A 26,275-nucleotide genomic window follows, 5' to 3' on the forward strand; every position below is an offset into this window, starting at 1 on the left:
TCGTGGGCCGTTTTCCCAATTTGGCGACGGGTGCGCTGCTGGCGACGGCGACGATGGCGGGCGTGCTCGCCGCCGCGCCTGCCGCGGCGCAGTCGCGCTATGTCACGCCCTATATCGAGGCGACGCAGGCGGTCGCGGCGGAGCTGTCGAACGGCGACGACGTCGTCACCTATACCTCGCTCGCGGCCGGCATCGATGCGGGCATTTCGACGGCGCGAACCGATGCGCAGATCAGCTACCGCTACGAACGGCGCTTCTCCTGGGAGGACAACACCGAGGACCTGAGCGTCCATAGCGGTCTGGCGCGCGCGACGACGCAGGTCGCGCCGTGGCTGTCGCTGGACGGCGGCGCATTGGCGACGCGGCAGCGCAGCGACATTCGCGGCGCGGCGCCGATCAACCTGATCGGCACCACCGACAATCTGACCCAGGTCTATTCGCTGTTCGCCGGCCCCAGCGTGCAGACGCGCGCCGGGCCGTTCGACGTGACCGGCAGCTACCGCTTCGGCTATACCAAGGTGGAGGGCGACACCGACATCGCACTGGCGCCCGGTTCTCCGCGGCTGGATGGCTATGATTCCTCGACCAACCACGTCGTCCAGGCGAGCATCGGCGTGCCCGCCAACCGGATCGCGCTGGTCGGCGTCACGCTGAGCGGCGCGTACGAGCGCGAGGACGCGAACCAGCTCGATCAGAACTACGAGGGCTATTACGGCCGCGGCGACGTGGTGCTGCCGGTCAGCCGCACGGTCGCGCTGCGCGCGGGTGCGGGTTACGAGCGGATCAAGGCGACGCAGCGCGATCCGCTGGTCGACACGGCCGGCAACGCGGTGGTCGACTGGAACGGCCGTTTCGTGACCGATCCGAACTCGCCCGAGCGGATCGCCTACGACACCGACGGGCTGATCTACGACGCGGGCGTGATCTGGCGTCCGTCGCCGCGCGTCGAGCTGCAGGCCACCGCGGGCTACCGCTACGGCGGGGAAACCTACACCGGCGCGCTGTCGTGGCGCATGTCCGAGGCATCGGGGTTGCAGGTCATCGTCTACGACGCGATCGAGACGTTCGGTCGCCAGTTGCGCGACGGGATCGCGGGGCTGCCGACCAGTTTCCAGACGCAAAACGATCCGTTCGGGCAATTGTTCGGCGGCTGCATCTTCGGACGCCAGGGCGGCAGCCAGCAGAACGGCGCCGGCGGGTGTTTGAACGACGTGTTCCAGTCGATCTCGACCGCGAGCTACCGCGCGCGCGGGATCGACGGCGCGTGGAGCGTGCAGCAGGGCCGCACCGGCTACGGCATCGGCGCGGGCTACGCCAACCGCCGGCTGTACGCGCCCCGCGTCGCGGTCGGCACGCAGGTGCTGGGGCTGGAGGACCAGAGCGCCTATGCGCAGGTGTTCTATTCGCGTGCGTTGAGCCGCGTGTCGCAGTTCGACGCGAACCTGTACGCGAACTGGTTCTCCAGCGACCTTCCGGGTGCGCAGGACGTGTACGGAACCGGGTTGAACGGCACCTACAGCCGCAACTTCGGGCGGCTCGGCACCGCCTTGTCGGCGGGTATCTACGCGTTCGACCAGGGCGATTTCGACAAGCAGGTGTCGGCGCAGGCGCTGCTCGGCGCGCGCTACAATTTTTGAACGGATACGGCCATGTACGAGACGTTCTTCGGTTTCCACGACCGCCCGTTCCAGTTGACGCCCGACCCGCGTTTCTGGTTCGATACCGCCACGCACAAGAAGGCGATGGCGTATCTGGGCTATGGTCTTGCGCAGGGTGAGGGCTTCATCGTCATCACCGGCGATATCGGTGCGGGCAAGACGACGCTGGTCGGGCATCTGATGGACCAGATCGATCCCGCGAACTTGAAGGTCATAAAGATCGTGTCGACCGCGATCGAGGCCGACGACCTGCTGCGGATCGTCGCGACCGGGCTGGGGATCGACCATTCGGGTAAGAACAAGGCCGAGTTGCTGCTGCTGATCGAGCGCGGGCTGCACGGCGTCGCGCGGACGGGCCGGCGCACGCTGCTGATCGTCGACGAGAGTCAGGCGCTGCCGACCTCGGCGCTGGAAGAGCTGCGGATGCTGTCGAATTTCCAGGCAGGGGGTCATGCATTGGTGCAGATCTTCCTGCTCGGCCAGCCCGAGTTCCGCGAGCGGCTGAACGGGTCGGCGCGGCTGGAGCAGTTGCGCCAGCGCGTGATCGCGGTGCACCACCTCGATCCCATGGAGCCCGACGAGGTCGCCGATTACGTCGGCCACCGACTGCAGATCGCCGGATGGACCGGGCGGCCGAACTTCACCGAGGACGCCTTTCCGGTGCTGTACCGCGCGAGCGATGGCGTGCCGCGCCGGTTGAACCAGTTGATGAGCCGCGTGCTGCTCCACGCTGCGGTGTCCGAGGTCGAACTGATCGACGCCAAGGTGGTGCGGGCAGTGGTGAACGATCAGCGGCGCGAGATGCCGGCGGTGGCCCACACCGCACCCGAGCGTCCCGCGGCAGCGAACACCAACGACGACGAGGCCGAAGTGGCGCCGCCAGTGCCCGCCGCACCGGCAGCAGGGATCGACGACGAGCGTTTCGCGGCGCTGGAGGCGCGGATCGCGGAACAGGACGCGGCGCTCAGGCGCGTGCTGACTCTGCTGATCGACTGGGTCGAGCGCGACGACTTGCGCGACGTACCGGTCCGCGGGGCAGCCTGAAGTCATGACGAAGCCTCGTGTTCTGAACGGCATGTCGGTCGACGTGGAGGAATGGTTCCAGGTCGGCGCGTTCGAGCGCACGATCGACAAGCGCGATTGGAACACGCTGGAAAGCCGGGTTGCGGGCAACACCGCGCGCGTGCTCGACCTGTTCGCCGAAACGGGCACGCGCGCGACCTTTTTTACGCTTGGGTGGGTCGCGGCGCGGCAGGGCGCACTGATGCGGCGGATCGTGGATGCAGGGCACGAGGTCGCGAGCCACGGCTGGGACCATCAGCGCGTGTTCACGATGGATGCGGACGCGTTCCGCGCCGATTTGCGGCGCGCGCGCGGCGCGCTGGAGGATGCGACGGGAGTCGCGGTCACCGGATACCGCGCGCCCAGTTTCTCGATCGACCAGCGCACGCCTTGGGCGCACGTGGTGCTGGCGGAGGAAGGCTATCGTTATTCCTCCAGCGTCGCGCCGATCGCGCACGATCATTATGGCTGGCGCAAGAGCCCGCGGTTCGCGTGGCGGCCGCTCCCCGACGCAGGGCTGGTCGAGCTGCCGGTGACGGTGGGCGAGGCGGCCGGGCGGCGCTTCGCGACGGGCGGCGGCTTCTTTCGCCTTCTGCCCGCGGCGGTGACCGATTTTGCGGTGCGGCAGGTCAACGCGCAGGCGCAGCCGGGCATGTTCTATTTTCACCCGTGGGAGGTCGATCCCGACCAGCCGCGCGTCACCGAGGCCCCGCTCCGCTCCAAGTTGCGCCATTACAGCCGGCTGGGTGCAATGGCGGGGAAGCTGCGCGGATTGCTCGAACGGCACGATTGGGGCCGCGTCGACGCCGTGGTGGAACGGCTGGCGGCATGACGATGCCGCTGCTCGCCAGACCGGTTGGCGTGCGTGCCGCCGCGCCCGCGGATCGCGCGCGCGTCGACGCGTTCGTGCGCGCGCACCCGGAAGCGACACCGTTCCATCTGCCGGCGTGGGGCGAGGCTGTCGCCGCGGGGTGCGGGCAGCGCGCGCATGTCCTGCTCGCCGAGCACGGCGACGGCACGCTCGCGGGCGTGCTGCCGCTGACCGAGATGCGCTCGCCGCTGTTCGGGCGCGCCCTTGTGTCGAGCGGGTTCGCGGTCGATGGCGGCATCCTGGGTGAGACGTGCGCGATCGAACCGCTCGCTTCTGCGGCGCGCGAGCTGGCGGGACGGCTTAACTGTCCCTCGATCGAGTTGCGCGGTGGCGCGCATCCGGCGGATTGGGCGATCGACGAGGGCAGCTATCTCGGCTTCGCGCGCGATCTGGCGGCGAGCGACGAGGCCGAACTGCTCGCCATCCCGCGCAAGCAGCGCGCCGAGGTGCGCAAGGCGCTGGCGAACGATCTGGCAGTCGAGATCGGCCGCGACGCACGCGCGCTCGCCGATCACTACCGCGTCTATGCCGAATCGGTGCGCAATCTGGGTACGCCCGTCTTCCCGCGTGCGCTGTTCCGCGAGGCGGTGGCGCGGATGGATGCGGACGTGCTGACGGTGCGGCACGCGGGTGTGCCGGTTGCGAGCGTGCTGAGCCTTTACTGGAACGGCACAGTCTATCCTTATTGGGGCGGCGGGACCGATGCCGCCCGCGGGTTGCGGGCCAATGACCGGATGTATTTCGCGCTGATGGCGCACGCGCGCGCGCGCGGATGCACGCGGTTCGACTTCGGGCGCTCCAAGGTCGGCACCGGTGCGGCGGCGTTCAAGAAGAACTGGGGTTTTGAGGGGCGACCGCTGTCCTATGCGTCGTGGAGCGAGGGCGAGCGGCGCGAGGTCAACCCGCTCAATCCCAAATACGCGCTGATGGTGCGGACGTGGAAGAAGCTGCCGCTGCCGCTCGCCAATGCATTGGGGCCGTGGATCAGCCGCGGGTTGGGCTGAGGCGATGGAGATCCTGTTCCTCGCGCATCGCGTGCCGTTCCCGCCCGATCGCGGCGACAAGATCAGGAGCTTCCACGTCCTGCGGCACCTGGCGGCGCGCGCGCGGGTGCATCTGGTCGCCTTCGCCGATGACCCGCGCGACCTGACACCGTCGGCGGAGTTCCGCGACATGCTGGGTGAATGCGTGGTGGTGGAGCGCACCAAGCCGCGCTGGCGTGCGGGAGTCGAGGCGCTGGCGAGCGGGCGGCCGCTGTCACTCGCGGCCTTCGACTACGCGCGCGTGCACGCTGCGGTGGCGCGGATCGTGCGTGAGCGGGGGATCGACCGGGTCTACGCCTTTTCGGGGCAGATGGCGCAGTACCTGCCGGCTGGCGTGCCCGCGGTGATGGATTTCGTCGACGCCGATTCGAAGAAGTTCGCGGCTTTCGCCGAGGATGCGCGCGGCGTGTCACGCTGGATGTATCGGCGCGAGGCGCGGCTGCTCGGTGCGTATGAGCGCGCAGTCACGGCGCGCGTCGAGGCGAGCCTATTCGTCAGCGCGGAGGAAGCCGCACTGGTGCCGGGTGCGCGCGCGTTGGAGAATGGGATCGACACCGGCGTCTTCGGTCCGGCCGCCGCTTTCGTGCCCGTGACTGGGCAGGGACGGCTGATCGTCTTCACCGGGCAGATGGACTACAAACCCAACGTCGACGCGGTAATCGCGTTTGCGCGCGAGGTGCTGCCGCGGGTGCGCGAGGCTCACCCCGAGGTGCGTTTCGCGATCGTCGGGCGCGCGCCGGTGCGCGAGGTGCGCGCGCTGGTGAGCGAGGCGGTAATCGTGACGGGCGAGGTGCCCGATGTGCGCGGCTGGCTCGCCGCCGCCGACGTGGTCGTCGCGCCGCTGGCGCTCGCGCGCGGCATCCAGAACAAGGTTCTGGAAGCGATGGCGATGGCGCGCGCGGTGGTCGCCTCGCCCGCCGCGGCCGAGGGGATCGACCATGCGGGGACGATCCGCGTCGCGGCGGATCCGGCGATGGGTGAGGCCGTGATCCGGCTGCTGGACGATGCGGAGGAGGCGCGCATGCTGGGACAGGCGGCGCGGGCGCGGGTGCGCGCGCGTTATGCGTGGGACGCCTGCCTTGCGCCGCTCGACGCGCTGATGGGGCTCGACGCGCCCGCGCGGGCCGCCGCGTGACGATCGCCGTGCACCGGCGCGCGTTCGCGGTGGGGGCGTGGACGAGGCATCTCGTCGTGCTGGCGCTCGCCGCCGCGGCGTTGCTGCTGATCTTTACCGGCGACGTGCGCGACGTGGTTCATCTGTGGTGGACCAGCACGACGTTCGGGCATTGCCTGTTTATCGCGCCGGTCGTTGGCTGGCTGGTCTGGGCGCGGCGCGTCGAGCTGGCGCAACTCAGGCCGATCGCCTGGGCGCCGGGACTGCTCGTCGTCGCTGGTGGCGGGGCGGGGTGGCTGCTGGGCGAGGTCGCGGGCGTCGCGTTTGCGCGGCAGCTAGGGCTGGTGCTGATGCTGGAAGGCGCTGTCGTCACGACGCTCGGTCCGAATGTCGCGCGCGGGCTGCTGTTCCCGCTCGGCTACGCGTTCTTCATGGTGCCGTTCGGGCAGGAGCTGGAGCCGCCACTGCAGGACGTGACGGTTGCGATCACGATGCCGCTGCTCCACCTGTTCGGCGTGCCCGCGGTGGTCGACGGCGTGCTGATCCACGCCGGACGCTATTATTTCGAGGTCGCCGAGGCGTGCTCGGGGGCGAAGTTCGTCATCTCGATGGTGGCGTTCGGCGTGCTGGTCGCCAACCAATGCTTCACCGCGTGGCGCAGGCGCGCGCTGTTCATGGGCGTGTGCGTCGTCGTGCCGGTGATCGCCAACGGCGTGCGCGCGTTCGGGACGATCTACGCCGCGCATCTGACCAGCGTCGAGGCGGCGACGGGGTTCGACCATATCGTCTACGGCTGGGTGTTCTTCGCGATCGTGATGGCGGGGGTGCTCGGACTGGCGTGGCGGTGGTTCGATCGTTCGCCCGACGATCCGGCGTTCGACCCTGCCGAACTTCAGACAAGACCGCGGCTCACGCTGGAGGTGGTGGTCGCGGGCGTGCTGGTCGTAGCAGGCGCGGGCGTATTCCCGGCGAGTGCGGCGGCAATCATGGCGCGCTCGGCGCCGCTGCCGATGCACATCGCCTTGCCCGAGGTTGCCGGCTGGCGCCGCGTCGATCTCGACCCGCGCGCGGCATGGTCGCCCTACCATCCGGGCGCCGATCACTTCCTGCTCGGCCGCTACGCCGATCCGGCGGGCGATGCGGTCGACATGAGCGTCGCGGTGTTCGCCCGGCAGGAGGAAGGGCGCGAGCTCGTCTCCTACGGCACCGGGGTGCTGCGCGAAGACGATCGCTGGGTGCGCGTTGCCGACCTGCCCGATCTGAACGGTGGCCGCGCGATGCGGATCGTCGCCGATGCGCCGCCGGGTACAGGCGGCGGGGAGGTGGAGCGCGTCGTCGCGACATGGTACCGCGTCGGGAACACGGTGACCGGGGACGACAAACAGGTGAAGCTTGCGACGGTGAAGATGCGGCTGTTCGGCGCGCCGGAGCCCGCGATCGTGCTGCACCTGTCGGCGGTCGCGGCACCGGGGCACGATCCGCGCGCGGCGATCACGCGCTTCCTGGCGCGCCTGGGCGATCCGGGTGCCGCCATGCTGCGGATCGCCGAGACCCCACGCTGATGTGCGGCATCGCGGGGCTGTTCTATCCCGCCACGCCCAAGCCGGTCGACCCGGCGCGGTTGCGCGCGATGGCGGATGCGATCGCGCACCGCGGGCCCGACGGCGCGGGCGTGTGGACCGCGCCCGGCGTCGGCTTCGCGCATCGCCGGCTGTCGATCATCGACCTCGAAGGGTCGCCGCAGCCGATGGCGACCGCGGACGCGCGGCTGACGATCGTGTTCAATGGCGAGATCTACAATTATCGCGAGCTGCGCAGCGAGTTGCAGCGGCGCGGCGCGGTGTTCGCGACTGATGGCGACACCGAAGTGCTGCTCCACGGCTATGCCGCCTGGGGCGCGGCGATGTTGCAGCGGGCGAACGGCATGTTCGCGTTCGCGATCCATGACGCAGCGACGCAGACGCTGTTTCTCGCGCGCGACCGGATGGGGGTGAAGCCGCTTCACTGGGCCGAGCTGTCGGACGGGGCGATCGCGTTCGGGTCCGAGCTGAAGGCGCTGCTCGCGCATCCGTTGCTCAGGCGAAAGCCGGACGTGCGCGCGGTCGAGGATTACCTCGCCTACGGCTATGTCCCCGATGACGCGTGCCTGGTGTCGGGCGTCAACAAGCTCGCGGCCGGGCATTACATGCTGATCGAGCGCGGCAAGGGCGCGGCGAAGCCACGGCAATGGTGGGACGTGTCGTTCGCCAATCGCGCGCGCGGATCGGCGGCGGCGTTGGGCGAGGAATTGCTGGAGCGGATGCGCGATGGCGTGCGCTCGCGCATGGTCGCCGACGTCCCACTCGGCGCGTTCCTGTCGGGCGGAGTGGACAGTTCCGCGGTCGTCGCGCTGATGGCGGAGGCGAGCCGCGCGGCGGTCAAGACCTGCACGATCGGCTTCGACGAGGCGGGCCACGACGAGCGGAGCCACGCCGCCGCGGTCGCGCAGCGGTTCGCGACCGACCACCACGTCCGCGTCGTGCGACCCGACGATTTCGGATTGATCGACACGTTGGTGGCCGCGTTCGACGAACCGTTCGCCGATGCCTCCGCGCTCGCCACCTACCAGGTCGCAGCACTGGCGCGCGAGCACGTGACGGTGGCCTTGTCGGGTGACGGCGCGGACGAGGCGATGGCGGGCTATCGCCGCTATCGCTTCCAGGCGGCGGAGGAGCGGGTGCGCGGACTGCTGCCGCTCGACCTGCGGCGGCGGGTGTTCGGGACGTTGGGGCGCGTCTATCCCAAGGCGGACTGGGCTCCGCGTCCGTTGCGCGCCAAGACGACGCTGCTGGCGCTCGCCGACGATGGGGCGGAAGCCTATGCGCGATCGGTCGGGGTGACGACGCCTGCGCTGCGCCGTGCCCTGTTCAGCGACACCGCGCGGCGCGCGCTCGGCGGGCACCGGGCCGAGGATCGCTATGTCGCCGCGATGCGCGATGCGCCTGCGCGCGACGCGATCGACCGCGCGCAATATGCCGACATGAAGATCTGGCTGCCCGGCGATATCCTGACCAAGAGTGACCGCACCAGCATGGCGGTCGGGCTGGAGGCGCGCGAGCCGCTGCTCGATCACCGGCTGGTCGAATTCGCCGCGACGCTGCCGCAGGCGATGCGGTTGCGCGGGGGTGAGGGCAAGTGGCTGATGAAGCGGTCGCTCGAACGCTATCTGCCGCGCGACATCCTCTACCGACCCAAGATGGGGTTCGTGACCCCGGTCAGCGCGTGGTTCCGCGGGAGCCTGGCGGGGGAGGCCGCGGGGTTGGCGCGCTCGCGCGTGCTCGGCGACAGCGGCTGGTTCGACATGGGCGAGATCGCGCGCGTCGCCGACGCGCATCGCAGCGGGCGCGAGGAGCACGGGCGGACGTTGTGGCAGTTCGTGATGCTCGAGCGCAGCCTCAGGCGGCTGTTCGCCTAACCCAGCAGCGTGCTGAGCACGTCGGGGTGGAAGCCCCAGCCGGCGAACCCGCACAACGACAGGAACAGCCCGAACGCGCCGAACACCCACGCGGCGGCGAGCACCCAAGGCGCCTCGACCAGCGCCGCCACCGCCGCAACCGAGATCGCGGTCGAGAGCGCCGCCTCGCTCGCGTCGAACTGATCGTCGTGGATGTTGAGCGCGTCATACTGCGCCTCAAACTCCTGCGCCTGCGCCTTCAGCTGCGGGGTTTCGTTTTTGTAGCGCGCGAGGTCGGCGGTGAATGTCGCGGGCGCGGTGCCGCGCGCGGCGGCGACCTCGGCCATGCTCGTCTCGACGACGCGCGCCTTGACCCGCGTCGCCTGATATTCGTTCCAGCGATCGACGCTGCGCGCCTGCGCCTGCTCCATCGCCTGGACGATGTTGCCGTCCTTGATGTTGCCCAGCCCCATGGCGACCGACAGTACGACAACGGTGACCGCGACGCCGCGGTTGAGTCGCTTGTCCTTTGCCTCGGCGCTGACTTCGATCTCCATGCGCCAGGATATGCGCCGCGGCGGATAACCACGCCAATTAACTCGCGGTCATCTCACCGGCTCATTTTCCAGGCGGAGCGCCGATCTGGTGAACGAAGCGGAGATCAGTTTTCGCGTTAGCCGCATTCTGCTGCGCGATGACGAACAGCGACTCCCCCCTATCCGCTGTGACGCGCTGCCTGCCCTCGGCGTGGATGCGCATCGTGCCGACACGCTGATCGAACGGCGGCATCGCGCTGAAACCCTCGTGATCAGCGGTGAACCGTGTCGCCGCGGCTTCATAGCCTGACAGATCATAGCCCGTGTTCGGCATGTCGAAGCGCACCGAGCAGGCGTGGAACGGCGGCAGTTCGAGGAAGACCAGCATTCGCTCCGCGCCGTCGCCGATCTGCCAGCCGCGGCCGGGATCGTCGCGCAGCGTCACCTTTACCTGCTCCGCGGTGAGCGGTTTGGCGCCACGCTGCGTCATCAGCCCGTCGATCGCGGCGTCATCGGGAAAGGTTTTCAGGCACGCGGCCTCGTACAAATCAACCGCGCGCGCCAGCCGCGCTGCAGCGAGATCGGGTGCTGGTGTCGTCGCGAGCAGCAAGGATAGCAGGATCATCATTCGCCCCCTTCAAGGTTGCAAAGGATGGCGTCGGCACGCGCGTGTCGTCCAGCGCGCGCCCTTACAATTCAGCGCAGCTTGGCGATTGACAGGCCGTCGGCCTTGGCGCGGTCCTTGGTCGATTCCTCCGACCGCTTGAGCGCCTTGGCGATCGCTTTCAGCGCCATGCCCTTTTTCGCCAGCGTATGGAGTTTCTGGATCTCGTCCGCGGTCCAGGGTTGGCGGTGCCGCTCGAACGTTTCGCCTTTTGCCATGTCAGAATACCGCCAGACCTGCGTGAAGCGTCAGTGCGGCGAGGACCAGCGACGACGCGATGAAGAGGTAGAAGCGCACCGAGACGCGGTTGACCGTCGCCTGCCAGATGCTGTGCGCGATGCGCAAGACGACATAAGCCCAGGCGAGCGCGACGTTCGCGCCGTAGCCGGTGCCGGTCAGCACGATCACGCCCGACACCGCGTAGAACAGCACGGGTTGTTCGAGCAGGTGATTGTAATTGTGCGCCTTCCACTGTGCCTCGGCGGGAAGCGAGCGGTCGGCGTCTGCGGCCTTGCTGCCGACGAGTGTGGACAGCTTGACCCCGGCGCGCGCCATCGCGGGCAGGCGCGTCGCGAGCAGCCAGCCGAGCATCGCCAGCGTCCAGGCGATCAGGACGACGACCGGTTGGAGCATGGCGTTCGCCGTGGTGGGGATCGGGTCCATGTCGCAACGCTAGTGCACGCGCCGGCGTCGGGGAAGGGGACTCGGTCGTTGGGGGCGGCGTCACGGGGGTGAACCCCGTGACGTCGGACGCGGGTGCGGGCACCCGCGCCTGCCGGGCTTGAGCCGTCTCGCGGACAGGCGTTACCTGCCCGCGTGCGGCTCAGACCGCGAACAGCTTCGCCCAGCCGCGCTTGGCGCGGTCCTTCCAGTGGCCGCGGTGATAGGCGTCGCTGGCGAGCAGCGGCATCACCGATCCGGCCTCGGCGAAGACCATCTGCTCGATGCCGGTGTTGACCTTGCCCCAGCTCGCGGCTTCCTGCAGCGTCGAGGACGAGCAGGCACCATCGCGCACGTCGGCGACGGTGATCTGCACCGCGTATTTGTGTACCTCGACGTCCTCGTGGCCGAGGATTTCGGCGCAGACGACGGTGTCCTGGATGAAGTTCTTCGGCACGCCGCCGCCGATCATCAGGAGGCCGGTGGTGCCCGCCTCGATCTTGATCTGCGTGAGCTCGCGGAAGTCGGCGATGGCATCCAGCACCATGTACGGGCGGCCTTCCTTCGCCGCATCGACCTGATGCTTGACGAGGCCAAAGCCGGCCGAGGAGTCGACGAACGCCGGGCAGAAGATCGGCACGTCATGCTCGTAGGCGAGCTTGACGAGACTGTTGTCCTTCTTGCCGTGCTCGACCAGATACTTGCCCATCTCGCGGATGAAGGCGCGGCTCGAATAGGGCTTGGGCTCCAGGCTTTCCGCGATCTTGTTGATCGTGAAGTCGCAGTCCTGCAGCTGCTCCTCGTCGATATAGGTGTCGTAGATGCGGTCGATGTAGAGCGAGCGCAAAGTGTCGTCGTCGGGCACTTCGAGCGCCTGGTAATGCTTGTGACCCAGACCCTCGAAGAAATCCATGTCGACGATGGTCGCGCCAGTGGCGACGATCACGTCGACCATCTTGTTGCGCACCAGCTCGGCGTACAGGTCCATGCAGCCGCCCGCTGAGGTAGAGCCGGCGATGACGAGCACGACCGTGCAGTCCTTGTCGGCCAGCATGTCGTTGTAGATCTTGGTCGCACGGCCGAGATCACGGCTGGTGAAGCTCATGTCGCTCATCGCGTCGACGATCGGGCGCGCGTCGAAGCTCTTGATGTCGATGTGCTTTACCTGCTTCGACAGCAGTTCGGCCTTGCGCGTGTCGTTGATCGGCGCGTTGGCGCCCGCGGTCTTGTTCAGGGTATCAGTCATGGGATGCTCCCGCATGATCGGCGCGGCGTCGTTCGAAGGGGACGCGCAAACCCGTAGAAACGGCGACGCCGATGTGCGTCGCCGTTTAACCATTGCAAGTGCTTGATTACAGCTTGACGACGTTCGAGGAGACTTCGGCGTTGTCCTGCTCGATCGCGTCGTAGAGCGATACCATCGGCTCGTCGTCGACGATCACCGTTTCGTCCGAGCCGAAGCCGTTGAACGCGGTGCGCATCGCCGAGCCATAGGCGCCGAGCATGCCGATCTCGATATAGTCGCCCGCCTGAACGTCGGCGGGCAGCAGGAACGGGCCTGCCATATGGTCGAGGTCGTCGCAGGTCGGACCATAGAAGGAGAACGGGTGATCGCGCACGGTCGACTCGGGCTCGCGCAGCAGCGTGACGGGGAAGCGCCAGCCGATGTGCGCCGCGTCGAACAGCGCGCCATATGCGCCGTCGTTGATGTACAGCTCGTTGCCGCGGCGACGCTCCACGCGCACCACCACGCTGCTATATTCCGCGCACAGCGCACGACCCGGCTCGGCCCAGAGCTCGGCCGAATAGGAGATCGGCAGGCTCTCGAACGCGCGGTGGATCGTCTCGAAATACCGCTCGAGCGGGGGCGGCTCCATGCCGGGATAGCTCGACGGGAAGCCACCGCCGACGTCGATGACGTCGACCGTCACCGCTGCGTCGACGATCGCGGCGCGCACGCGCTCCATCGCGTCGGCATAAGCGTCGGGCGTCATCGCCTGGCTGCCGACGTGAAAGCAGATGCCAAGCGCGTCGGCGGCCTGGCGTGCAGCGAACAGCAGCTCCTTCGCCTCGTGCGGCGCGACGCCGAACTTGGACGCGAGGCTGAGCTTCGAATGCTCGGACGAGACGCGCAGGCGAACGCAGAGCGTCAGGTCGGTCGCATTGCCCGTCGCGCGCATGATCTTGTGCAGTTCCTCGATCGAATCGAGGCTGAACGTGCGGACACCGTGCGTCGCATAGGCTTCACGCACCGCTTCCTCGGCCTTGACCGGGTGCATGAAGCAGAGAGTCGCACCCGGCAGCGTGCGCGCGACGAGGCGCACTTCGGTCAGGCTGGCGACGTCATAATGCGTGATGCCGTTGTCCCACAGGATCTGCAGGAGTTCGGGGCTAGGGTTCGCCTTCACCGCGTACATCGAGCGGCCCGGAAACTTCTCCGAAAAGAAGCGGGCGGCCCGCGCCGCAGCGTGGGGACGAACGAGCGTAACCGGCTGAACCGGTCCACCCTTGGCGATGTCGATGCCGCCACGGACGGCAGTCGATTGGGGCGCTAACCCCAGCGCGCGATGATGCTGGTGCAATTCAAGGGACCTCCGCGCCACGGCGACGCCGCGGACTTGTTGTTCGACAGATCACTGCCTTGCGGTGGAAGTCCCTTGGGGCAGCGGAGGGGTCACATAAGAGTGACCTACCCCCCTGTAAAGCGTTTCGCGGCCCCTGGTTTCATGCCATTCTGCGAAACGTGACAATTTTACGACAACCGACGCGCGCAGGGGTGCGCGACGCTGCCGCAAAGGTCGCGGCGATCCTGCCGCAGACGCCGTTGTACGTGGTGATGATCGAGGGCGTGGCGGTGGCGATGAAGGCCGAATCACTCCAACCGATCGGCGCATTCAAGATACGTGGCGCGTGGCACCGGCTGACCGCGATGGACGAAGCGGCGCGTGCGCGCGGCGTCGTCGCTTTCTCCAGCGGCAATCACGCACAGGGGATCGCGTGGGCGGCGAAGCGGCTGGGCATGGCGGCGACGATCGTGATGCCGGCGGACGCGCCCAAGGCAAAGCGGGAGGCGACGCTCGCGCTGGGGGCCGAGGTGGTCGATTACGACCGGATGAGCGAGAGCCGCGAGACGATCGCGGCACGGCTGGCGGAAGCGCGCGGCGCGACGCTGGTACCGAGTTTCGACGATCCGTGGATCATCGAGGGGCAGGGCAGCGCGGGCGTCGAGGCGGCGGAGCAGATGGCGGCAGCGGGGCTGCCGGCGTGTGTGCGCGCGGTGATCCCGTGCGGCGGTGGCGGGCTCGCGGCCGGGGTCGCACTGGCGCTGAAGGATGCCGCGATCACCGTGGTCGAGCCCGAGGGCTGGGACGACATGCGCCGCAGCCTGGAGGCGAGCTGGATCGAGCCGGTGGGTGCGAACCCGCCGCCGACCGCGTGCGACGCGCTGCAGACGAAACAGGTGTCGCCGCTCACCTTCGACGTGCTCAGTCGGCGTGACGCGACCGGCGTGGCAGTGAGCGAGGCCGAGGTGCGCGCCGCGCAACGCTGGGCTGCCGAACGGTTGCGGCTGGTGGTAGAGCCGGGCGGGGCTGTGGCGCTCGCCGCGCTGCTCGCGGGCAAGGTCACGCTGGAGCCGGGGCTGCTGGTCATCCTGTCGGGCGGGAACGTCGACATTGACGCCTACGCGCGGGCGATCGCGTGACCGAGGGCGTGTACGGCTCGATCGCCGGGGCGGCGCCGGGGATCGCGATGCTGGCGGTGTTCGCCTGCGTGATCGGGGGCGTTTACCTGATCAGGACACGACGCGACCGGCGCAAGGGCGTGTTGATGATCGCGATGGCGCTGGTGTTGCTGGGGAACGTGCTGATCTGGACGATGTGAGGGGGTGGGTTAGAAGTGGGCTGGGCGACAGGGCTTAGCCCGTGTCGTCGCTTGGCGCTGGTGCGCCGCCGGCCGGGCTCGCCGGCGCGACGCGGAATAGGTTGGGCTATTCCGCTTCGACGAACTCACCGGATCGGTGAGTTCGGGTCGAGCCGCATATCCAGGTAATTGTCCACGCTCTTCATTAGGTCGGGCATCTCGTGCTCGAAGAAGTGGTTCGCGCGCGGGATCACGTCGTGGTGGATCGTGATGTGCTTCTGCGTGCGCAGCTTGTCGACCAGCTTCTGCGTCGCGGGCGGAGTCGCCACCTCGTCCTCGGCGCCCTGGATGATGATCCCTGACGAGGGGCAGGGAGCGAGAAAGGTGAAGTCGTAGAGGTTGGCGGGCGGCGCGATCGAGATGAAGCCGCGGATTTCGGGGCGACGCATCAGGAGCTGCATGCCGATCCACGCGCCGAAGCTGAAGCCCGCGATCCAGGTCGTCTGCGCTTCGGGATGGAAGCTCTGGATCCAGTCGAGCGCGGCGGCCGCATCCGACAATTCGCCGACGCCGTTGTCGAACACGCCCTGGCTCTTGCCGACGCCGCGGAAGTTGAAGCGCAGCGTGGCGAAGCCGCGGCGCTGGAACGTCTTGTAGAGTTCCTGCACGATGCGGTTGTTCATCGTGCCGCCCGCGTTCGGGTGCGGGTGGAGGATCATGGCGACGGGCGCGCGCGGACGCGGCGCAGGGGCGAAGCGGCCTTCGATGCGACCTTCGGGACCGGGAAAGATGACTTCGGGCATGGTCACTCGTTATATGATGCGTGGGGACGCGCGAGCGCCCGGAATGGCGCGCTATATAGGCGCAGAGCCCGAGAATGGAACGTTTTGTGTCTGACCGTCTCTATCTGGATCACGCCGCGACGACGCCGATGACCGCAGGCGCGCGCGCGGCCGTGCTGGCGGGCATGGCGATGTGGGCCAATCCGTCGTCGCCGCACGGAGAGGGACGGGCGGCGCGCAAGGCGTTGGAAGAAGCGCGCGCGCAGGTGGCGGCGGCCTATGGCTGGACGAGCGAAGTGCTGTTCACCAGCGGAGCGAGCGAGTCGCTCGGGATCGCGCTCAACCGCGTCCATGCGCCCGCGCGGTACGCGAGCGCGGTCGAGCATGACGCGGTTTGGCGGTCGGGCGCGGACCCGCGGGTGCTCCCGGTCGACGAACAGGGCGTGGTGACGCGGGAGGGGCTGGACGCGATATCGGGCGGACTCGTGTGCGTGCAATGGTGCAACAGCGAGACGGGGGTGCGGCAACCGATCGCGGGGATTGCGGAGGCGGTGCATGCCGCGGGCGCGCTGTTGCTGGTCGACGCGGCGCAGATGCCCGCAGGCGAGGGGGCGGAGGTTGCGGCGCACGCCGATCTGGTGGCCTTGTCGGCGCACAAGCGCGGTGGACCGCCGGGCGTCGGCGCGCTGCTGGTGCGCGATCTGGCGGTGCTGGCGCCCTCGGGCGGGCAGGAGCGTGGGTATCGCGCGGGGACGGAGAATCTACCGGGCGTGCTCGGTTACGCAGCGGCACTGGAGGAGGCCGAGCCGGTCGAACGCTGGGTGCGCTTACGCGCGCGGCTCGACGACGCGGTCCGGCGATCGGGCGGCGAGGTGGTGGGCGAGGGCGCCGCGCGGCACCCCGCGATCGGCAGCTATCGCATGCCCGGCGTCGCGGCGAACGCGCAGCTGATCCGGTTCGACCTGGGCGGGATCGCGGTGTCGGCGGGGAGCGCGTGCGCGAGCGGGAGCCTGAAGCCGAGTCACGTGCTACGTGCGATGGGGTGGAGCGAGCCACGCACGCGAGAGGTGGTGCGGGTCAGCTTCGGTCGCACGACGAGCGAGGGCGATATCGAGCGTTTCATCGCCGCGTGGCGCGGCGTGGCGCGCGAGACGCGGACGTTCGCGGCGTGATCTACCTCGATTATCAGGCGACGACGCCGCTCGCGCCCGAGGCGCTGGACGCGATGCTGCCGTGGTTGCGGGACGGGTTCGCCAACCCGCATTCGCCACACCGCGCCGGACGCACGGCCAAGGCGGCGGTCGAGGTCGCGCGGGGCGAGGTGGCGCGACTGTTGCCGACGGGCGGGCGCGTCGCCTTCACCAGCGGCGCGACCGAGGCGCTCAACTGGGCGATCAAGGGGACGACCGGCGGCATCGTCACGCTCGCGACCGAACATGCCGCCGTGCTCGACACGGTTGCCGCGGAGGCCGCGCGCGGGCGGGCGGTGACGGTGCTGCCGGTCGGGCAGGACGGAATGGTCGATCTCGACATGGCGCGCGCGGCTATCGTGCCGGGCACGGAGCTGGTCGCGGCGATGCTGGTCAACAACGAGATCGGGGTGGTGCAGCCGGTCGGAGCACTGGCCGACATGGCTCACGCGGCGGGGGCGCTGATGCTGTGCGACGCGGTGCAGGGCTACGGCCGGGTCCTGGTCCCCGACACGGTCGATCTGGTCGCGGTGTCGGCGCACAAGGTGCATGGGCCCAAGGGCGTCGGCGCGCTATGGATGCGCGAGGGGGTGACGCTCGCGCCGCTGCTCCACGGTGGCAATCAGGAAGACGGGCGCTCTGGCACGCTCAGCCCGGCATTGTGCGCGGGGTTCGGGGTGGCGGCGCGGCTGATGCGCGAGCGCGCGGACGAGGATGCGGCGCACGTCGAGCGACTGTGGCGGGTGGCGGTCGATCTGCTGCCGGGATGGGCAATCAACGGTGCGGTCGACCCACGTTATCGCGGCAATCTGAACGTCCGCCGCGCTGGGCTCGACGTCAACCGATTGATGAGCGAGCTGCGCGAGCTGGCTTTCTCGGCCGGCAGTGCGTGCGCGAGCGGATCGGGTCGCGCCAGCCACGTGCTGCGCGCGATCGGGCTCTCCGACGCCGAGGCGCGTAGCTCGATCAGGCTCGGCTTCGGGCGTTACACGACCGAGGAGGAGCTACGCGCCGGGATTGGTCGGATCGCCGCTGCCGCCGACGCGCAGAGGATCGCGGCATGAGATTGTTCGTGACCGATGGTGACGCGGTGTCCGAGTTTGCGGGCGAGCCGGGTGAGCGGTTGCTCGATGCCTGCCAGCGCGCCGGACTCCCGCTCGAAGGGACGTGTGGCGGGGACATGGCGTGCGCGACTTGCCACGTCATCTTCGCCGCCGCCGATTTCGATCGCCTGCCGCCTGCGAGCGAGGAGGAAGAGGACATGCTCGACCTGGTGCCGAATGCGCGGCGCACCAGCCGGCTGGCGTGTCAGATCGTGCTGACGCCGGCGCTGGAAGAACTGGGGCTCAGCCTTCCTGCCGCCTGACTCTCGCCTGACCGACCGGTTCAGGAACCAGCAGGACCACTGGCCTATTCTGCGCGTGGTGGGTGGGCGCGTAGAGGAGTAACAGGCATGAAGCTGATGATGTTGAGCTTGGCCGGCGTGGTGACGGCGAGCGCGATGACGCCGGTCGCGGCGGACGCGCAGCGCTGGCGCGACGAGCGCGGCTGGCATTCGGGTCGCTATTACCACGGTGGCCGTTATTACGCGCCGCCACGCCGTTTTCGCGGGCGCGGCTACGGTTATGACCGTCGCTGGCGCGGGCCGCGCTTCCGCACTGTCTGTCGCTATCGCCCGGCACGCTACGGCTCGGTCCGCCGCTGCTATCGCGTTCGTTACTGAGGAGAGCGTACAATGAAGGCTCTGTTTTCCATGCTGGCGTTCGGCCTCCTGTCGATGACCGGCGTTGCGGCGACTGCTGCACCCGCCGCCGCGCAGGAGCGCGTCGTGGTGCGCGAGCGCACGGTGGTGCGTCACACCGGACCGCGTTACCGCGGGCGCTGGCACAACCGCCGCGTGTGCGAGAAGCGCTGGCGTCACGGCCGCCGCGTCACCGTCTGCCGCACGGTGCGCTATCGCCGCTGAGCCGGTGCTAATGGCTTGATCACACCGCCCGGCTCCGCCATAGGGCGCGCGGGAGTCGGGCGGACGTGGTCGTCGCCAACCTGGTCAGGTCCGGAAGGAAGCAGCCACAACGATTTCGCCGCGGGTCGTTCCGGCTCCCACCGCGCAGCGTGCGAGTGTGCAGCAAGCTGCACCACGCCCGCAAGCGCGGCCGGCGGTGCGCCGCACCGTCCGACGACGCGGCTTGGCCGCGGCGCCCCTTCTCCTCAGCGGCAGTGAGGAAACAGCGGGAACCCGGATCAAGTCCGGGATGACGGTTGGCTAATCGCTTCGACAAACGCCGCTTCGCACCCTACATCATCCCGACATGTCCGACTCCTTCGACCTCGGCTCTCCACCTCAGCCCGCGGCACCGGCCAAGCCGGAGACGTATCGCGTGCTCGCGCGCAAGTACCGGCCGCAGACCTTCTCCGCGCTGATCGGGCAGGATGCCATGGTGACGACGCTCGCCAACGCGATCCGGCGCGGGCGGCTGGCGCACGCGTTCCTGCTAACGGGGGTGCGCGGGGTGGGGAAGACCTCCACCGCGCGGCTGATCGCGAAGGCGCTCAACTGCATCGGCCCGGACGGGCAGGGCGGGCCGACGATCGATCCGTGCGGCGTGTGCGAGCCGTGCCGCGCGATCGCGGAAGGGCGCCACATCGACGTGATCGAGATGGACGCCGCGAGCCACACCGGGATCGACGACGTACGCGAGATCATCGAGGCGTCGCGCTACGCCGCGGTATCGGCCAGGTTCAAGATCTACATCGTGGACGAGGTCCACATGCTGTCGAAGGCGGCGTTTAACGGGTTGCTCAAGACGCTGGAGGAGCCGCCCGCGCACGTGAAGTTCCTGTTCGCAACCACCGAGGTGAACAAGGTGCCGATTACGGTGCTGTCGCGCTGCCAGCGGTTCGATCTGCGGCGTATTCCGGCGGAGAAACTGGCGGATCACTTCGCGCGCGTGTCCGAGGCGGAGGGTGTCGAGGCGGAGGCGGAGGCGCTGGCGCTGATCGCGCGTGCGGCGGAAGGGTCGGCGCGTGACGGTTTGTCGATCCTCGACCAGGCGATCGCGCACGCCGACCTGGAGGGTGGGGGCGTGCGCGCCGACGCGGTGCGCGAGATGCTGGGACTGTCGGACCGCGGCGCGGTGCGTGACCTGCTCGCGCTGCTGCTTCAGGGAAACGCGCCCGACGCGCTCGCGGCGCTCAGGCGGCAATATGCGCTGGGCGTCGATCCGCAGACGGTGATGCGTGGGCTGCTGGAAGCGGTGCACGGCGTCACGCTGATCAAGGTCGGTGCCGCCGAGGACCCGGCGCAGCCTGTCGAGGAGCGGGCGGCCTATCGCGAATGGGCGGGCGGCATGTCGTTCCCGGTGTTGCACCGGCTGTGGCAGTTGCTGCTCAAGGGGTACGAGGAAGTGAGCGGCGCGTCCTTGCCGATCGAGACGGCGGAGATGGCGCTGCTGCGCGTGATCCACGCCGCGAGCCTGCCCGATCCGGGCGAGCTTGCGCGGCGGGGACCGGCGGCTGCTGCACCCGCCGCGGCGTCGTCACCGCCCGCGGCGGTCGCTCCGCCTGCACCGGCCGATCGTACGCCGCGTGAGTTCGCCGCCGCGCTCGATCTCGTTGAAGGCGCAGGGCAGATCGCGCTCGTCGCGCGGTTGCGCCACGCCGCGCGACTGGTCCGCTACGCACCGCCCGAGATCGAGTTTAGCAACACGCGCCCCTTGCCCGCCGACATGCTGGTCGAGCTCGCCGCCGCATTGAAGGAGGCGACCGGGCGCGTGTGGAAGGTCGCGATGGTCGACGCGCCCGGTGCGCCTTCGGTCCGAGAGGCGGAACTCGACGCGGTACAGGCGCGTCACGACCAGGTCGCGCAGAGCCCGGCAGTGCTGGCCGCGCTTCAAGCTTTTCCCGGGGCGGAACTCATCGATCCGCCCGCAGCCAAACGGAGTCTCTCGTGAAGGATTTGAACGACATTCTGGCGATGGCGCAGAACGTCCAGGCCGAATTGCAGAAGGCGCAGGACGGGCTCGACACGATCGAGGTCGATGGCGCGGCGGGCGGCGGGCTCGTCAAGGTCAAGGCGTCGGCGAAGGGCCGCATCATTGCGGTTTCGATCGACGAATCGCTGTTGCAGCCAAGCGAAAAGCAAATGGTCGAGGATTTGATCGCCGCCGCGATCAACGACGCGCGCGCGAAGGCGGATGCGGCATCCTCGGCCGAAATGTCGAAGATGACCAGCGGGTTGCAGCTGCCGCCCGGGTTCAAGCTGCCGTTCTGATCGGCGCGGAACAAGGATGACGGACGGCGGAGGCGTGTGCGACGCGCCTCCGCCGTTCGCACGTGCAGCGTTCGTCACGCTGACGGAACAACTTCGATACGATTCGGTTGTCGCCACCATCAATCAGAGGAGGATGGCATGGCTGAGGATCGTATCACCCAGACCCCGCACACGACCGTGATCGAGCGTCGCGGATCGAACGCCGGGCTGGTCATCGGGCTCGCGGTGCTGGTGGTGGTCTGCATCGCCGCCTACTTCCTGTTTGCCGGCACCAGCAGCGAAGTGTCGAAGAACAACGCGATCAGCTCGGCGGCCAAGAGCGTCGAGTCGACTGCCGACAAGGCTGGCGCGGCGATCGACAAAAACAACTGAACCGGCGGCGCGGTGGCGGGCAGGTCGCTCGTCACCGCGCGCCGACCAGCCAGCCTGTCACTTGAGGCAGGCGTCGAGCCCTTGCCGCCGCACCACGCCGACGCGTGCGGCGATCGCGTTGCCGTGGCGGCGGACGAAACCGCGCGGATCCACGGCCGCGCGCTTTTTCGGCAGTGGAAAGACCGCCGCCATACGCCCCGCCTCGATCGCGCTGAGGCGATCGGCGGGATGGTTGAAGTATCGGATCGCACCCGCCTGAACGCCGTAGGTGCCGATACCGGTCTCGGTGAGGTTGAGATACACTTCCATGATCCGGCGCTTTCCCCAGATCAGTTCGATCAGCATCGTGAACCACGCCTCCAGCGCCTTGCGGACGTAACCGCCGCCTTGCCACAAAAAGGCGTTCTTCGCGGTCTGCTGGCTGATCGTCGAGCCGCCGCGGATGCGCCCGCCCTGCGCGTTGCGCGCCGCCGCCCCCGCGATCGCGCGCCAGTCGAAGCCGTGGTGGAGGCAGAAGCGCGCATCCTCGCCCGCGATCGCCGCGCGCGGCATATCGGGGTCGATGTCGGCGAGCGGAGTCCAATCCTTGGTGATCGAGCGCCCCTGCATCAGGTCGCCGGCCATCGTCAGCGTGAACGGCGGCGGCACCAGCGCGTAGATGCCGACCCACAGGACCGACAGGACGACGAACCACAAAGTCGCCTTGAACAGGATGCGTGCCGCCCGGATCATCGTGCGCGCGGGCTTACGCAATCGGCGCGGTCGGGTGAAGGACCTACGTGCGCCGGTCGAGCGCGCGAAGCACTCCCGCGGCGGCGGCGAGGCCGGTGTCGCGCGCGCCGTGCGCGGTGGAGAAGTCATGCGGCGAACACGCCTCTCCAGCGAAGAACAGCCGATCATCGACGGTGCCGGCGAGGGTTGCACGCTGATGCGCGTGGCCGACGCGCGCGTGCGAGTAGCTGCCCTCGATCCATGCCTCGTGCCGCCAACGCGTCGCGGTGATCGGCGTCAAGCGCGCGCGCCACGCGCTGCCGAGCAGCGCGACCAATTCCTCGATCGCGAAGTCAGTGGCGTCGCCGTCCTCGAGTTGATCGGCGCAATCGCCGCCGAAGAAGCTTTCCACCACCGGCCAACCGAACGGCGACAGACGGTGGCTGGCGGTACAGGCACTGTGTGGGTTGCCGATCAGGTGCGCGTCGTGCGGCCAGTGTGCGCCGGTGACCGCCAGGAACGCCTTGTCCGCGATCCCGAGCGGCAGCGCGGCGGCGGCGGCGTGCTTGTCGGATAGCGCGGGGGTGAACGACAGTCGCTCGTCGGCGAGGATGCTCGTCGGGACCGCAACAATCACCGCGCGCGCGGTGATCGTGCCGGCGGTTGTCGTTACGTGCAGCGCGCGATCATTGTGGTCGACGTGGCTCGCAGCAACGCCGGTTCGAACCGCGAGCCCGGCGGCGTGATGCGCGACGAGCGTGCCATAGCCCTCGCGCAGCGCCCAATTGTCGTTGGTCGCGGCATCCTCGTAGGCGAGCCAGTCGTGCAGGGATACGTCCGACAGGTTGGCGCCGTTGACGTAATCCGAGATCGCGTCGAGCATCGGGCGCCAGCGCTCGTCAGGGGCGACGAAGGCGGAGAGCGGCTGGTCGGGCCCGCCGGCCGCAGCGCGCGCGCGCGCCTCCCACGCGTCCCATGCGCGGCCGAACGCGGCCTGCTCCTCGGCGGAATAGCCGAGGTCGCGGTACTGCTCGCTCCAGTTGGCGGTGTCGGTCGCGATCGTGAAGCCGGCCGCGCGCGCCACGTCGGTCCAGCTGTTGCGCCGTGCCGAATGGAGCCAGCCGCAGCCGAGGTCGAGCGCGGCGTCGCCGTGATGGATCGTGCGCGCGCGCCCGCCGATCCGGTCGCGCGCCTCGATCAACAGGGTATCGACGCCCGCGTCGTGCAGCGCGCGCGCGGCCGCGATCCCCGCCGCGCCCGCGCCGATGACGAGGACCTCGGGGCTCATTGAAACGACGGCACGGGGTGTGGCTGATCGTCGGCGAACAGCGACACCTGCTTGCGGTCAGCAGCGTCGCGCGCGGCGACGTACTTGGCCGCGGTCATGGTCAGCGCGAGGAAGCCGACCGCCACCGCGTCGAGCGCCAGCATGATCCACACCAAAGTGGGCGGGCGACCGATCGCGCCGAGCCCCAGCGCGTAGTGGAGCGCCATCAGCGGGATCACGCCCGCGAGCAGGTAACCGACCGCGCGCCAGAAGCTGCCCGCCATCACCGCGCACGACCGCAGCGGACCGAGGCTCGCATTGCCGAGCGGCCAGGCGACGAACCAGGCGGTCAGGTAGATGCCGAGCACCGATTGCGCGATCGCGAGCCCAGCCGTGACGAGCGACGCCGCGCGTCCGTCCAGCCCGAGCAGAGGGCCGAGGGGCGGTCCAAACAGCATTGCATATTGCACGCCGCCCGCAAGTGCGAACTGTACCGCGAACAATCCCAGCGCGCGCGCGTCGAAGACGAGCGTGCGACGTAGGTCGCCGCCGAACGCCAGAAAACGCGTGAACCAGTAACCCGGCAGCAGCAGCGCCAGCGTCTTGGCAAACCCAAACGCCATGCGCGTCGGATCGCTCGCGACCGCGCGCGCCGCCTCGGGGCTGACGTAGAGGCCCGATTGCACCTCGGCGACGTGCTGCGCGAACTCGACCAGCACCGGTACCAGAAACAAGAGCGGTGCCGCCCGCGCGAACCGGACGGCGCCGCCGTACATCTGCTTGATCGATGGCCACATGGTGCGTTCCCCCGTCTAGCGGAGGAGAAGACCGGGTGGCCGGCGATCCGTCAAGCGGTCAGCAGTCGCTTCTCGCCCGCAAGCCGCATCATCGCGCGTTGCAGCTTCTCGAACGCGCGAACCTCGATCTGACGCACGCGCTCGCGGCTGACGCCGTAGACCTGGCTGAGCTCCTCCAACGTCTTGGGATCGTCGGTCAGGCGGCGCTCGGTCAGAATGTGCTTCTCGCGATCGTTCAGGTCCTCCATCGCGTTGACCAGCATGTCGTGACGGACGTCCGCCTCCTGCTGATCGGCGACGACCTTGTCCTGAAGCGGTGCATCGTCCTGCAGCCAGTCCTGCCACTGACCCTCGCCGTCCTCGCGCATCGAGACGTTGAGCGAGGTGTCGCCGCCCATCGCCATGCGACGGTTCATGCTGACGACGTCAGCCTCGGTAACGCCCAGATCGGTCGCGATCTTCTGAACGTTTTCGGGAGATAGGTCGCCGTCCTCGAACGCGTCGAGCCGCGCTTTCATCCGGCGCAGGTTGAAGAACAGCTTCTTCTGCGCAGCGGTGGTGCCCATCTTTACCAGGCTCCACGAGCGCAGGATATACTCCTGAATCGAGGCCCGAATCCACCACATGGCGTAGGTGGCGAGGCGGAAGCCGCGGTCGGGCTCGAACTTCTTCACGCCCTGCATCAGGCCGATATTGCCTTCCGAGATCAGCTCGGAGGTCGGCAGACCGTAGCCGCGATACCCCATCGCGATCTTCGCGACCAGGCGCAGATGGCTGGTGACGAGTTGCGCCGCGGCGTCAGTATCGCCGTGCTCCTGGAACCGCTTGGCGAGCATGAATTCCTGCTCGGGCGCGAGGATCGGAAATTTCTTGATCTCGGACAGATAGCGGTTGAGGCTCTGCTCGCCGCCGAGCGCCGGGATCGTCGCCGGGACGTTGCTGCCTTTTGCCATGATCCTTACGTCTCCCTTTCTCGCGGAGAACGCGTCGACGCTGTCCCGTTGCGGTGCAGCACGCGTGGTCCGAACCTATACGTCAAGCCGCCTGAACAGTTCCTGCATGTCAGCGGGCATCGGGCTGTCAAACGCCATGGTGGCGGTTGAAATCGGGTGAACGAACCCCAGCCGGGTCGCGTGCAGCGCCTGTCGGCGGAAACTAAGGGCATCCAAAACGCCCTTGTGAACTTGTTTTGTTCTACCATAAACCGGGTCGCCGAGCAAGGAATGGCCGAGCGACGCCATGTGGACGCGGACCTGATGCGTGCGGCCGGTCTCCAGCCGGCACTCGATCATCGCCGCGTCGCGCAAGTGGTGCAGCGTGCGATAATGCGTTACCGCGCGCTTGCCGCCTGCGACGATCGCGACCTTCTTGCGGTTCTGCGGACTGCGCGCGAGCGGGGCGTCGACACTACCTGCGGCGGGCATCGGGCGGCCGCCGACGATCGCGTGGTAGCGTCGATCAATCGAGTGCGCGGCGAACTGCTTCGCCAGCCCCTCGTGCGCGCGGTCGGTCTTGGCGGCGACCATCAGCCCCGACGTGTCCTTGTCGATGCGGTGGACGATGCCGGGCCGTGCGACGCCGCCGATCCCCGACAGACTGCCGCCACAATGGTGGAGGAGCGCGTTGACGAGCGTGCCGTCGAGATTGCCCGCGGCCGGGTGGACGACGAGGCCGGCGGGTTTGTCGACGACGATCAGATGTTCGTCCTCGTACGCCACTACGAGGGGGATATCCTGCGCCTCGTTGTGCGCGGGGGCGGGCGCGGGAACCGCGACGTTGAACCGCTCGCCGCCACGCGACTTGCGTGCCGGGTCACGCACGAGCGCATCGCCCTGCGAGACCTGGCCGGCATTGATCAACACCTTCAGCCGCTCGCGCGACAAGGTCGGCACCGCGTCCGCCAGCGCACGGTCGAGCCGCCAGCCGTCAGCCGCGGGCGCGATCGTCGCTTCAATGATGGAAACCCCCCGGTCCATGCTGC

Annotated in this window: 29 protein-coding genes and 1 other RNA gene; 18 read left to right on the forward strand and 12 right to left on the reverse strand. The window is 68.7% G+C overall.

The features are described 5' to 3' along the window. The first annotated feature begins 2 nt into the window (after window positions 1-2). The 7 genes from Q0579_RS13950 to Q0579_RS13980 are packed head-to-tail and all read left to right on the forward strand — an operon-like array spanning window position 3 to window position 9,202. Window positions 3-1,637 (forward strand): hypothetical protein, encoded by a 1,635-nt coding sequence (locus Q0579_RS13950; RefSeq protein ID WP_298813405.1) that lies wholly within the window; start codon window positions 3-5, stop codon window positions 1,635-1,637. A gap of 12 nt (window positions 1,638-1,649) precedes the next feature. Next, window positions 1,650-2,702 carry an AAA family ATPase gene (locus Q0579_RS13955; protein WP_298813407.1) on the forward strand — a complete coding sequence of 351 codons (1,053 nt, stop codon included), beginning with the start codon at window positions 1,650-1,652 and terminating at the stop codon, window positions 2,700-2,702. Window positions 2,703-2,706: 4 nt separating this feature from the next. Beyond that, window positions 2,707-3,552, forward strand: coding sequence for an XrtA system polysaccharide deacetylase (locus Q0579_RS13960; protein ID WP_298813409.1), 846 nt, complete (start codon window positions 2,707-2,709; stop codon window positions 3,550-3,552). Beyond that, entirely contained in the window at window positions 3,549-4,595 is a 1,047-nt protein-coding gene (locus Q0579_RS13965) for a FemAB family XrtA/PEP-CTERM system-associated protein (RefSeq protein ID WP_298813412.1), read from the forward strand. Before Q0579_RS13960 ends, Q0579_RS13965 begins: the two co-directional genes overlap by 4 nt. Window positions 4,596-4,599: 4 nt before the next feature. Then, window positions 4,600-5,769 carry a TIGR03087 family PEP-CTERM/XrtA system glycosyltransferase gene (locus Q0579_RS13970; protein ID WP_298813414.1) on the forward strand — a complete coding sequence of 390 codons (1,170 nt, stop codon included), beginning with the start codon at window positions 4,600-4,602 and terminating at the stop codon, window positions 5,767-5,769. Further along, window positions 5,766-7,310, forward strand: coding sequence for an exosortase A (xrtA, locus tag Q0579_RS13975; protein WP_298813415.1), 1,545 nt, complete (start codon window positions 5,766-5,768; stop codon window positions 7,308-7,310). The genes Q0579_RS13970 and xrtA overlap by 4 nt, the downstream gene beginning before the upstream one ends. Further along, window positions 7,310-9,202: an XrtA/PEP-CTERM system amidotransferase gene (locus Q0579_RS13980; protein ID WP_298813417.1), complete on the forward strand. Its 1,893-nt coding sequence runs from the start codon at window positions 7,310-7,312 to the stop codon at window positions 9,200-9,202. The genes xrtA and Q0579_RS13980 overlap by 1 nt, the downstream gene beginning before the upstream one ends. Here Q0579_RS13980 and Q0579_RS13985 read toward each other — a convergent pair. From Q0579_RS13985 to Q0579_RS14010, 6 genes are all read right to left on the reverse strand, one after another. Beyond that, complete coding sequence (locus Q0579_RS13985) at window positions 9,199-9,738, reverse strand: DUF4337 family protein (RefSeq protein WP_298813420.1); 540 nt, start codon at window positions 9,736-9,738, stop codon at window positions 9,199-9,201. The genes Q0579_RS13980 and Q0579_RS13985 overlap by 4 nt on opposite strands. Window positions 9,739-9,799: 61 nt before the next feature. Next, window positions 9,800-10,342 (reverse strand): hypothetical protein, encoded by a 543-nt coding sequence (locus Q0579_RS13990; RefSeq protein ID WP_298813422.1) that lies wholly within the window; start codon window positions 10,340-10,342, stop codon window positions 9,800-9,802. Between the two features lie 71 nt (window positions 10,343-10,413). Then, window positions 10,414-10,599 carry a hypothetical protein gene (locus tag Q0579_RS13995; RefSeq protein ID WP_017978200.1) on the reverse strand — a complete coding sequence of 62 codons (186 nt, stop codon included), beginning with the start codon at window positions 10,597-10,599 and terminating at the stop codon, window positions 10,414-10,416. 1 nt (window position 10,600) lies between these two features. After that, a complete protein-coding gene (locus Q0579_RS14000) occupies window positions 10,601-11,044 on the reverse strand; it encodes an MAPEG family protein (RefSeq protein WP_298813424.1) in 444 nt (147 codons plus the stop codon). 160 nt (window positions 11,045-11,204) lie between these two features. Next, window positions 11,205-12,287, reverse strand: a complete 1,083-nt coding sequence (locus Q0579_RS14005) for a deoxyhypusine synthase (RefSeq protein ID WP_298813426.1) — start codon at window positions 12,285-12,287, stop codon at window positions 11,205-11,207. Window positions 12,288-12,393: 106 nt separating this feature from the next. Then, window positions 12,394-13,623, reverse strand: a complete 1,230-nt coding sequence (locus Q0579_RS14010) for a type III PLP-dependent enzyme (RefSeq protein WP_298813744.1) — start codon at window positions 13,621-13,623, stop codon at window positions 12,394-12,396. Between the two features lie 161 nt (window positions 13,624-13,784). On the opposite strand from Q0579_RS14010, the gene Q0579_RS14015 reads away from it, so the two are divergent. Continuing rightward, the gene (locus Q0579_RS14015; protein ID WP_298813427.1) at window positions 13,785-14,744 is read left to right on the forward strand and encodes a pyridoxal-phosphate dependent enzyme; all 960 of its coding nucleotides are present in this window, start codon (window positions 13,785-13,787) and stop codon (window positions 14,742-14,744) included. Next, window positions 14,741-14,923, forward strand: coding sequence for a hypothetical protein (locus Q0579_RS14020; RefSeq protein WP_298813762.1), 183 nt, complete (start codon window positions 14,741-14,743; stop codon window positions 14,921-14,923). Before Q0579_RS14015 ends, Q0579_RS14020 begins: the two co-directional genes overlap by 4 nt. A 125-nt stretch (window positions 14,924-15,048) precedes the next feature. On the opposite strand, the gene Q0579_RS14025 is transcribed toward Q0579_RS14020, so the two are convergent. Continuing rightward, window positions 15,049-15,705 (reverse strand): alpha/beta hydrolase, encoded by a 657-nt coding sequence (locus Q0579_RS14025; protein WP_298813428.1) that lies wholly within the window; start codon window positions 15,703-15,705, stop codon window positions 15,049-15,051. 74 nt (window positions 15,706-15,779) lie between these two features. Here Q0579_RS14025 and Q0579_RS14030 point away from each other — a divergent pair, with 74 nt between their 5' ends. From Q0579_RS14030 to Q0579_RS14070, 9 genes are all read left to right on the forward strand, one after another. Further along, a complete protein-coding gene (locus tag Q0579_RS14030) occupies window positions 15,780-16,856 on the forward strand; it encodes an aminotransferase class V-fold PLP-dependent enzyme (RefSeq protein WP_298813430.1) in 1,077 nt (358 codons plus the stop codon). Next, entirely contained in the window at window positions 16,853-17,938 is a 1,086-nt protein-coding gene (locus tag Q0579_RS14035) for a cysteine desulfurase family protein (protein WP_298813432.1), read from the forward strand. The genes Q0579_RS14030 and Q0579_RS14035 overlap by 4 nt, the downstream gene beginning before the upstream one ends. Beyond that, window positions 17,935-18,240, forward strand: a complete 306-nt coding sequence (locus Q0579_RS14040) for a 2Fe-2S iron-sulfur cluster-binding protein (RefSeq protein ID WP_298813434.1) — start codon at window positions 17,935-17,937, stop codon at window positions 18,238-18,240. Before Q0579_RS14035 ends, Q0579_RS14040 begins: the two co-directional genes overlap by 4 nt. A gap of 87 nt (window positions 18,241-18,327) precedes the next feature. Further along, window positions 18,328-18,597 carry a hypothetical protein gene (locus tag Q0579_RS14045; RefSeq protein WP_298813436.1) on the forward strand — a complete coding sequence of 90 codons (270 nt, stop codon included), beginning with the start codon at window positions 18,328-18,330 and terminating at the stop codon, window positions 18,595-18,597. A gap of 12 nt (window positions 18,598-18,609) precedes the next feature. Beyond that, on the forward strand, window positions 18,610-18,840 hold the full coding sequence (locus Q0579_RS14050; RefSeq protein ID WP_246248485.1) for a hypothetical protein: 231 nt from the start codon (window positions 18,610-18,612) through the stop codon (window positions 18,838-18,840). A 47-nt stretch (window positions 18,841-18,887) separates the two neighbouring features. Beyond that, an RNA gene (gene ffs, locus Q0579_RS14055) (signal recognition particle sRNA small type) lies at window positions 18,888-18,985 on the forward strand. A gap of 201 nt (window positions 18,986-19,186) precedes the next feature. After that, window positions 19,187-20,827 (forward strand): DNA polymerase III subunit gamma/tau, encoded by a 1,641-nt coding sequence (locus tag Q0579_RS14060; protein WP_298813440.1) that lies wholly within the window; start codon window positions 19,187-19,189, stop codon window positions 20,825-20,827. Then, a complete protein-coding gene (locus tag Q0579_RS14065; RefSeq protein WP_298813442.1) occupies window positions 20,824-21,147 on the forward strand; it encodes a YbaB/EbfC family nucleoid-associated protein in 324 nt (107 codons plus the stop codon). Before Q0579_RS14060 ends, Q0579_RS14065 begins: the two co-directional genes overlap by 4 nt. Window positions 21,148-21,285: 138 nt before the next feature. Further along, window positions 21,286-21,519, forward strand: coding sequence for a hypothetical protein (locus Q0579_RS14070; protein WP_298813444.1), 234 nt, complete (start codon window positions 21,286-21,288; stop codon window positions 21,517-21,519). A gap of 57 nt (window positions 21,520-21,576) precedes the next feature. Here Q0579_RS14070 and mtgA read toward each other — a convergent pair whose 3' ends face one another. The 5 genes from mtgA to Q0579_RS14095 form a co-directional block, all read right to left on the reverse strand. Beyond that, window positions 21,577-22,251, reverse strand: coding sequence for a monofunctional biosynthetic peptidoglycan transglycosylase (gene mtgA, locus Q0579_RS14075; protein ID WP_298813446.1), 675 nt, complete (start codon window positions 22,249-22,251; stop codon window positions 21,577-21,579). A gap of 43 nt (window positions 22,252-22,294) precedes the next feature. Further along, the gene (locus tag Q0579_RS14080) at window positions 22,295-23,518 is read right to left on the reverse strand and encodes an NAD(P)/FAD-dependent oxidoreductase (protein ID WP_298813448.1); all 1,224 of its coding nucleotides are present in this window, start codon (window positions 23,516-23,518) and stop codon (window positions 22,295-22,297) included. Next, window positions 23,515-24,294, reverse strand: coding sequence for a hypothetical protein (locus Q0579_RS14085; protein WP_298813450.1), 780 nt, complete (start codon window positions 24,292-24,294; stop codon window positions 23,515-23,517). Before Q0579_RS14085 ends, Q0579_RS14080 begins: the two co-directional genes overlap by 4 nt. Window positions 24,295-24,344: 50 nt before the next feature. Next, window positions 24,345-25,247: an RNA polymerase sigma factor RpoH gene (gene rpoH, locus Q0579_RS14090; RefSeq protein ID WP_019516548.1), complete on the reverse strand. Its 903-nt coding sequence runs from the start codon at window positions 25,245-25,247 to the stop codon at window positions 24,345-24,347. 75 nt (window positions 25,248-25,322) lie between these two features. Beyond that, the gene (locus Q0579_RS14095; protein ID WP_298813453.1) at window positions 25,323-26,270 is read right to left on the reverse strand and encodes an RluA family pseudouridine synthase; all 948 of its coding nucleotides are present in this window, start codon (window positions 26,268-26,270) and stop codon (window positions 25,323-25,325) included. Window positions 26,271-26,275: the final 5 nt, after the last annotated feature.

The organism is uncultured Sphingomonas sp. (assembly GCF_936927845.1).
Taxonomy (GTDB): domain Bacteria; phylum Pseudomonadota; class Alphaproteobacteria; order Sphingomonadales; family Sphingomonadaceae; genus Sphingomonas.

Bases quoted from the DNA above. Each gene is read 5' to 3' on its own strand.
- Q0579_RS13955 (WP_298813407.1), top strand. From the start codon at position 1,650: ATGTACGAGACGTTCTTCGGTTTCCACGACCGCCCGTTCCAGTTGACG.
- Q0579_RS13960 (WP_298813409.1), top strand. From the start codon at position 2,707: ATGACGAAGCCTCGTGTTCTGAACGGCATGTCGGTCGACGTGGAGGAA.
- Q0579_RS13965 (WP_298813412.1), top strand. From the start codon at position 3,549: ATGACGATGCCGCTGCTCGCCAGACCGGTTGGCGTGCGTGCCGCCGCG.
- Q0579_RS13970 (WP_298813414.1), top strand. From the start codon at position 4,600: ATGGAGATCCTGTTCCTCGCGCATCGCGTGCCGTTCCCGCCCGATCGC.
- Q0579_RS13980 (WP_298813417.1), top strand. From the start codon at position 7,310: ATGTGCGGCATCGCGGGGCTGTTCTATCCCGCCACGCCCAAGCCGGTC.
- Q0579_RS13985 (WP_298813420.1), bottom strand. From the start codon at position 9,738: ATGGAGATCGAAGTCAGCGCCGAGGCAAAGGACAAGCGACTCAACCGC.
- Q0579_RS13990 (WP_298813422.1), bottom strand. From the start codon at position 10,342: ATGATCCTGCTATCCTTGCTGCTCGCGACGACACCAGCACCCGATCTC.
- Q0579_RS13995 (WP_017978200.1), bottom strand. From the start codon at position 10,599: ATGGCAAAAGGCGAAACGTTCGAGCGGCACCGCCAACCCTGGACCGCG.
- Q0579_RS14000 (WP_298813424.1), bottom strand. From the start codon at position 11,044: ATGGACCCGATCCCCACCACGGCGAACGCCATGCTCCAACCGGTCGTC.
- Q0579_RS14005 (WP_298813426.1), bottom strand. From the start codon at position 12,287: ATGACTGATACCCTGAACAAGACCGCGGGCGCCAACGCGCCGATCAAC.
- Q0579_RS14025 (WP_298813428.1), bottom strand. From the start codon at position 15,705: ATGCCCGAAGTCATCTTTCCCGGTCCCGAAGGTCGCATCGAAGGCCGC.
- Q0579_RS14030 (WP_298813430.1), top strand. From the start codon at position 15,780: ATGGAACGTTTTGTGTCTGACCGTCTCTATCTGGATCACGCCGCGACG.
- Q0579_RS14040 (WP_298813434.1), top strand. From the start codon at position 17,935: ATGAGATTGTTCGTGACCGATGGTGACGCGGTGTCCGAGTTTGCGGGC.
- Q0579_RS14045 (WP_298813436.1), top strand. From the start codon at position 18,328: ATGAAGCTGATGATGTTGAGCTTGGCCGGCGTGGTGACGGCGAGCGCG.
- Q0579_RS14050 (WP_246248485.1), top strand. From the start codon at position 18,610: ATGAAGGCTCTGTTTTCCATGCTGGCGTTCGGCCTCCTGTCGATGACC.
- Q0579_RS14060 (WP_298813440.1), top strand. From the start codon at position 19,187: ATGTCCGACTCCTTCGACCTCGGCTCTCCACCTCAGCCCGCGGCACCG.
- Q0579_RS14070 (WP_298813444.1), top strand. From the start codon at position 21,286: ATGGCTGAGGATCGTATCACCCAGACCCCGCACACGACCGTGATCGAG.
- mtgA (WP_298813446.1), bottom strand. From the start codon at position 22,251: ATGATCCGGGCGGCACGCATCCTGTTCAAGGCGACTTTGTGGTTCGTC.
- Q0579_RS14080 (WP_298813448.1), bottom strand. From the start codon at position 23,518: ATGAGCCCCGAGGTCCTCGTCATCGGCGCGGGCGCGGCGGGGATCGCG.
- Q0579_RS14085 (WP_298813450.1), bottom strand. From the start codon at position 24,294: ATGTGGCCATCGATCAAGCAGATGTACGGCGGCGCCGTCCGGTTCGCG.
- rpoH (WP_019516548.1), bottom strand. From the start codon at position 25,247: ATGGCAAAAGGCAGCAACGTCCCGGCGACGATCCCGGCGCTCGGCGGC.
- Q0579_RS14095 (WP_298813453.1), bottom strand. From the start codon at position 26,270: ATGGACCGGGGGGTTTCCATCATTGAAGCGACGATCGCGCCCGCGGCT.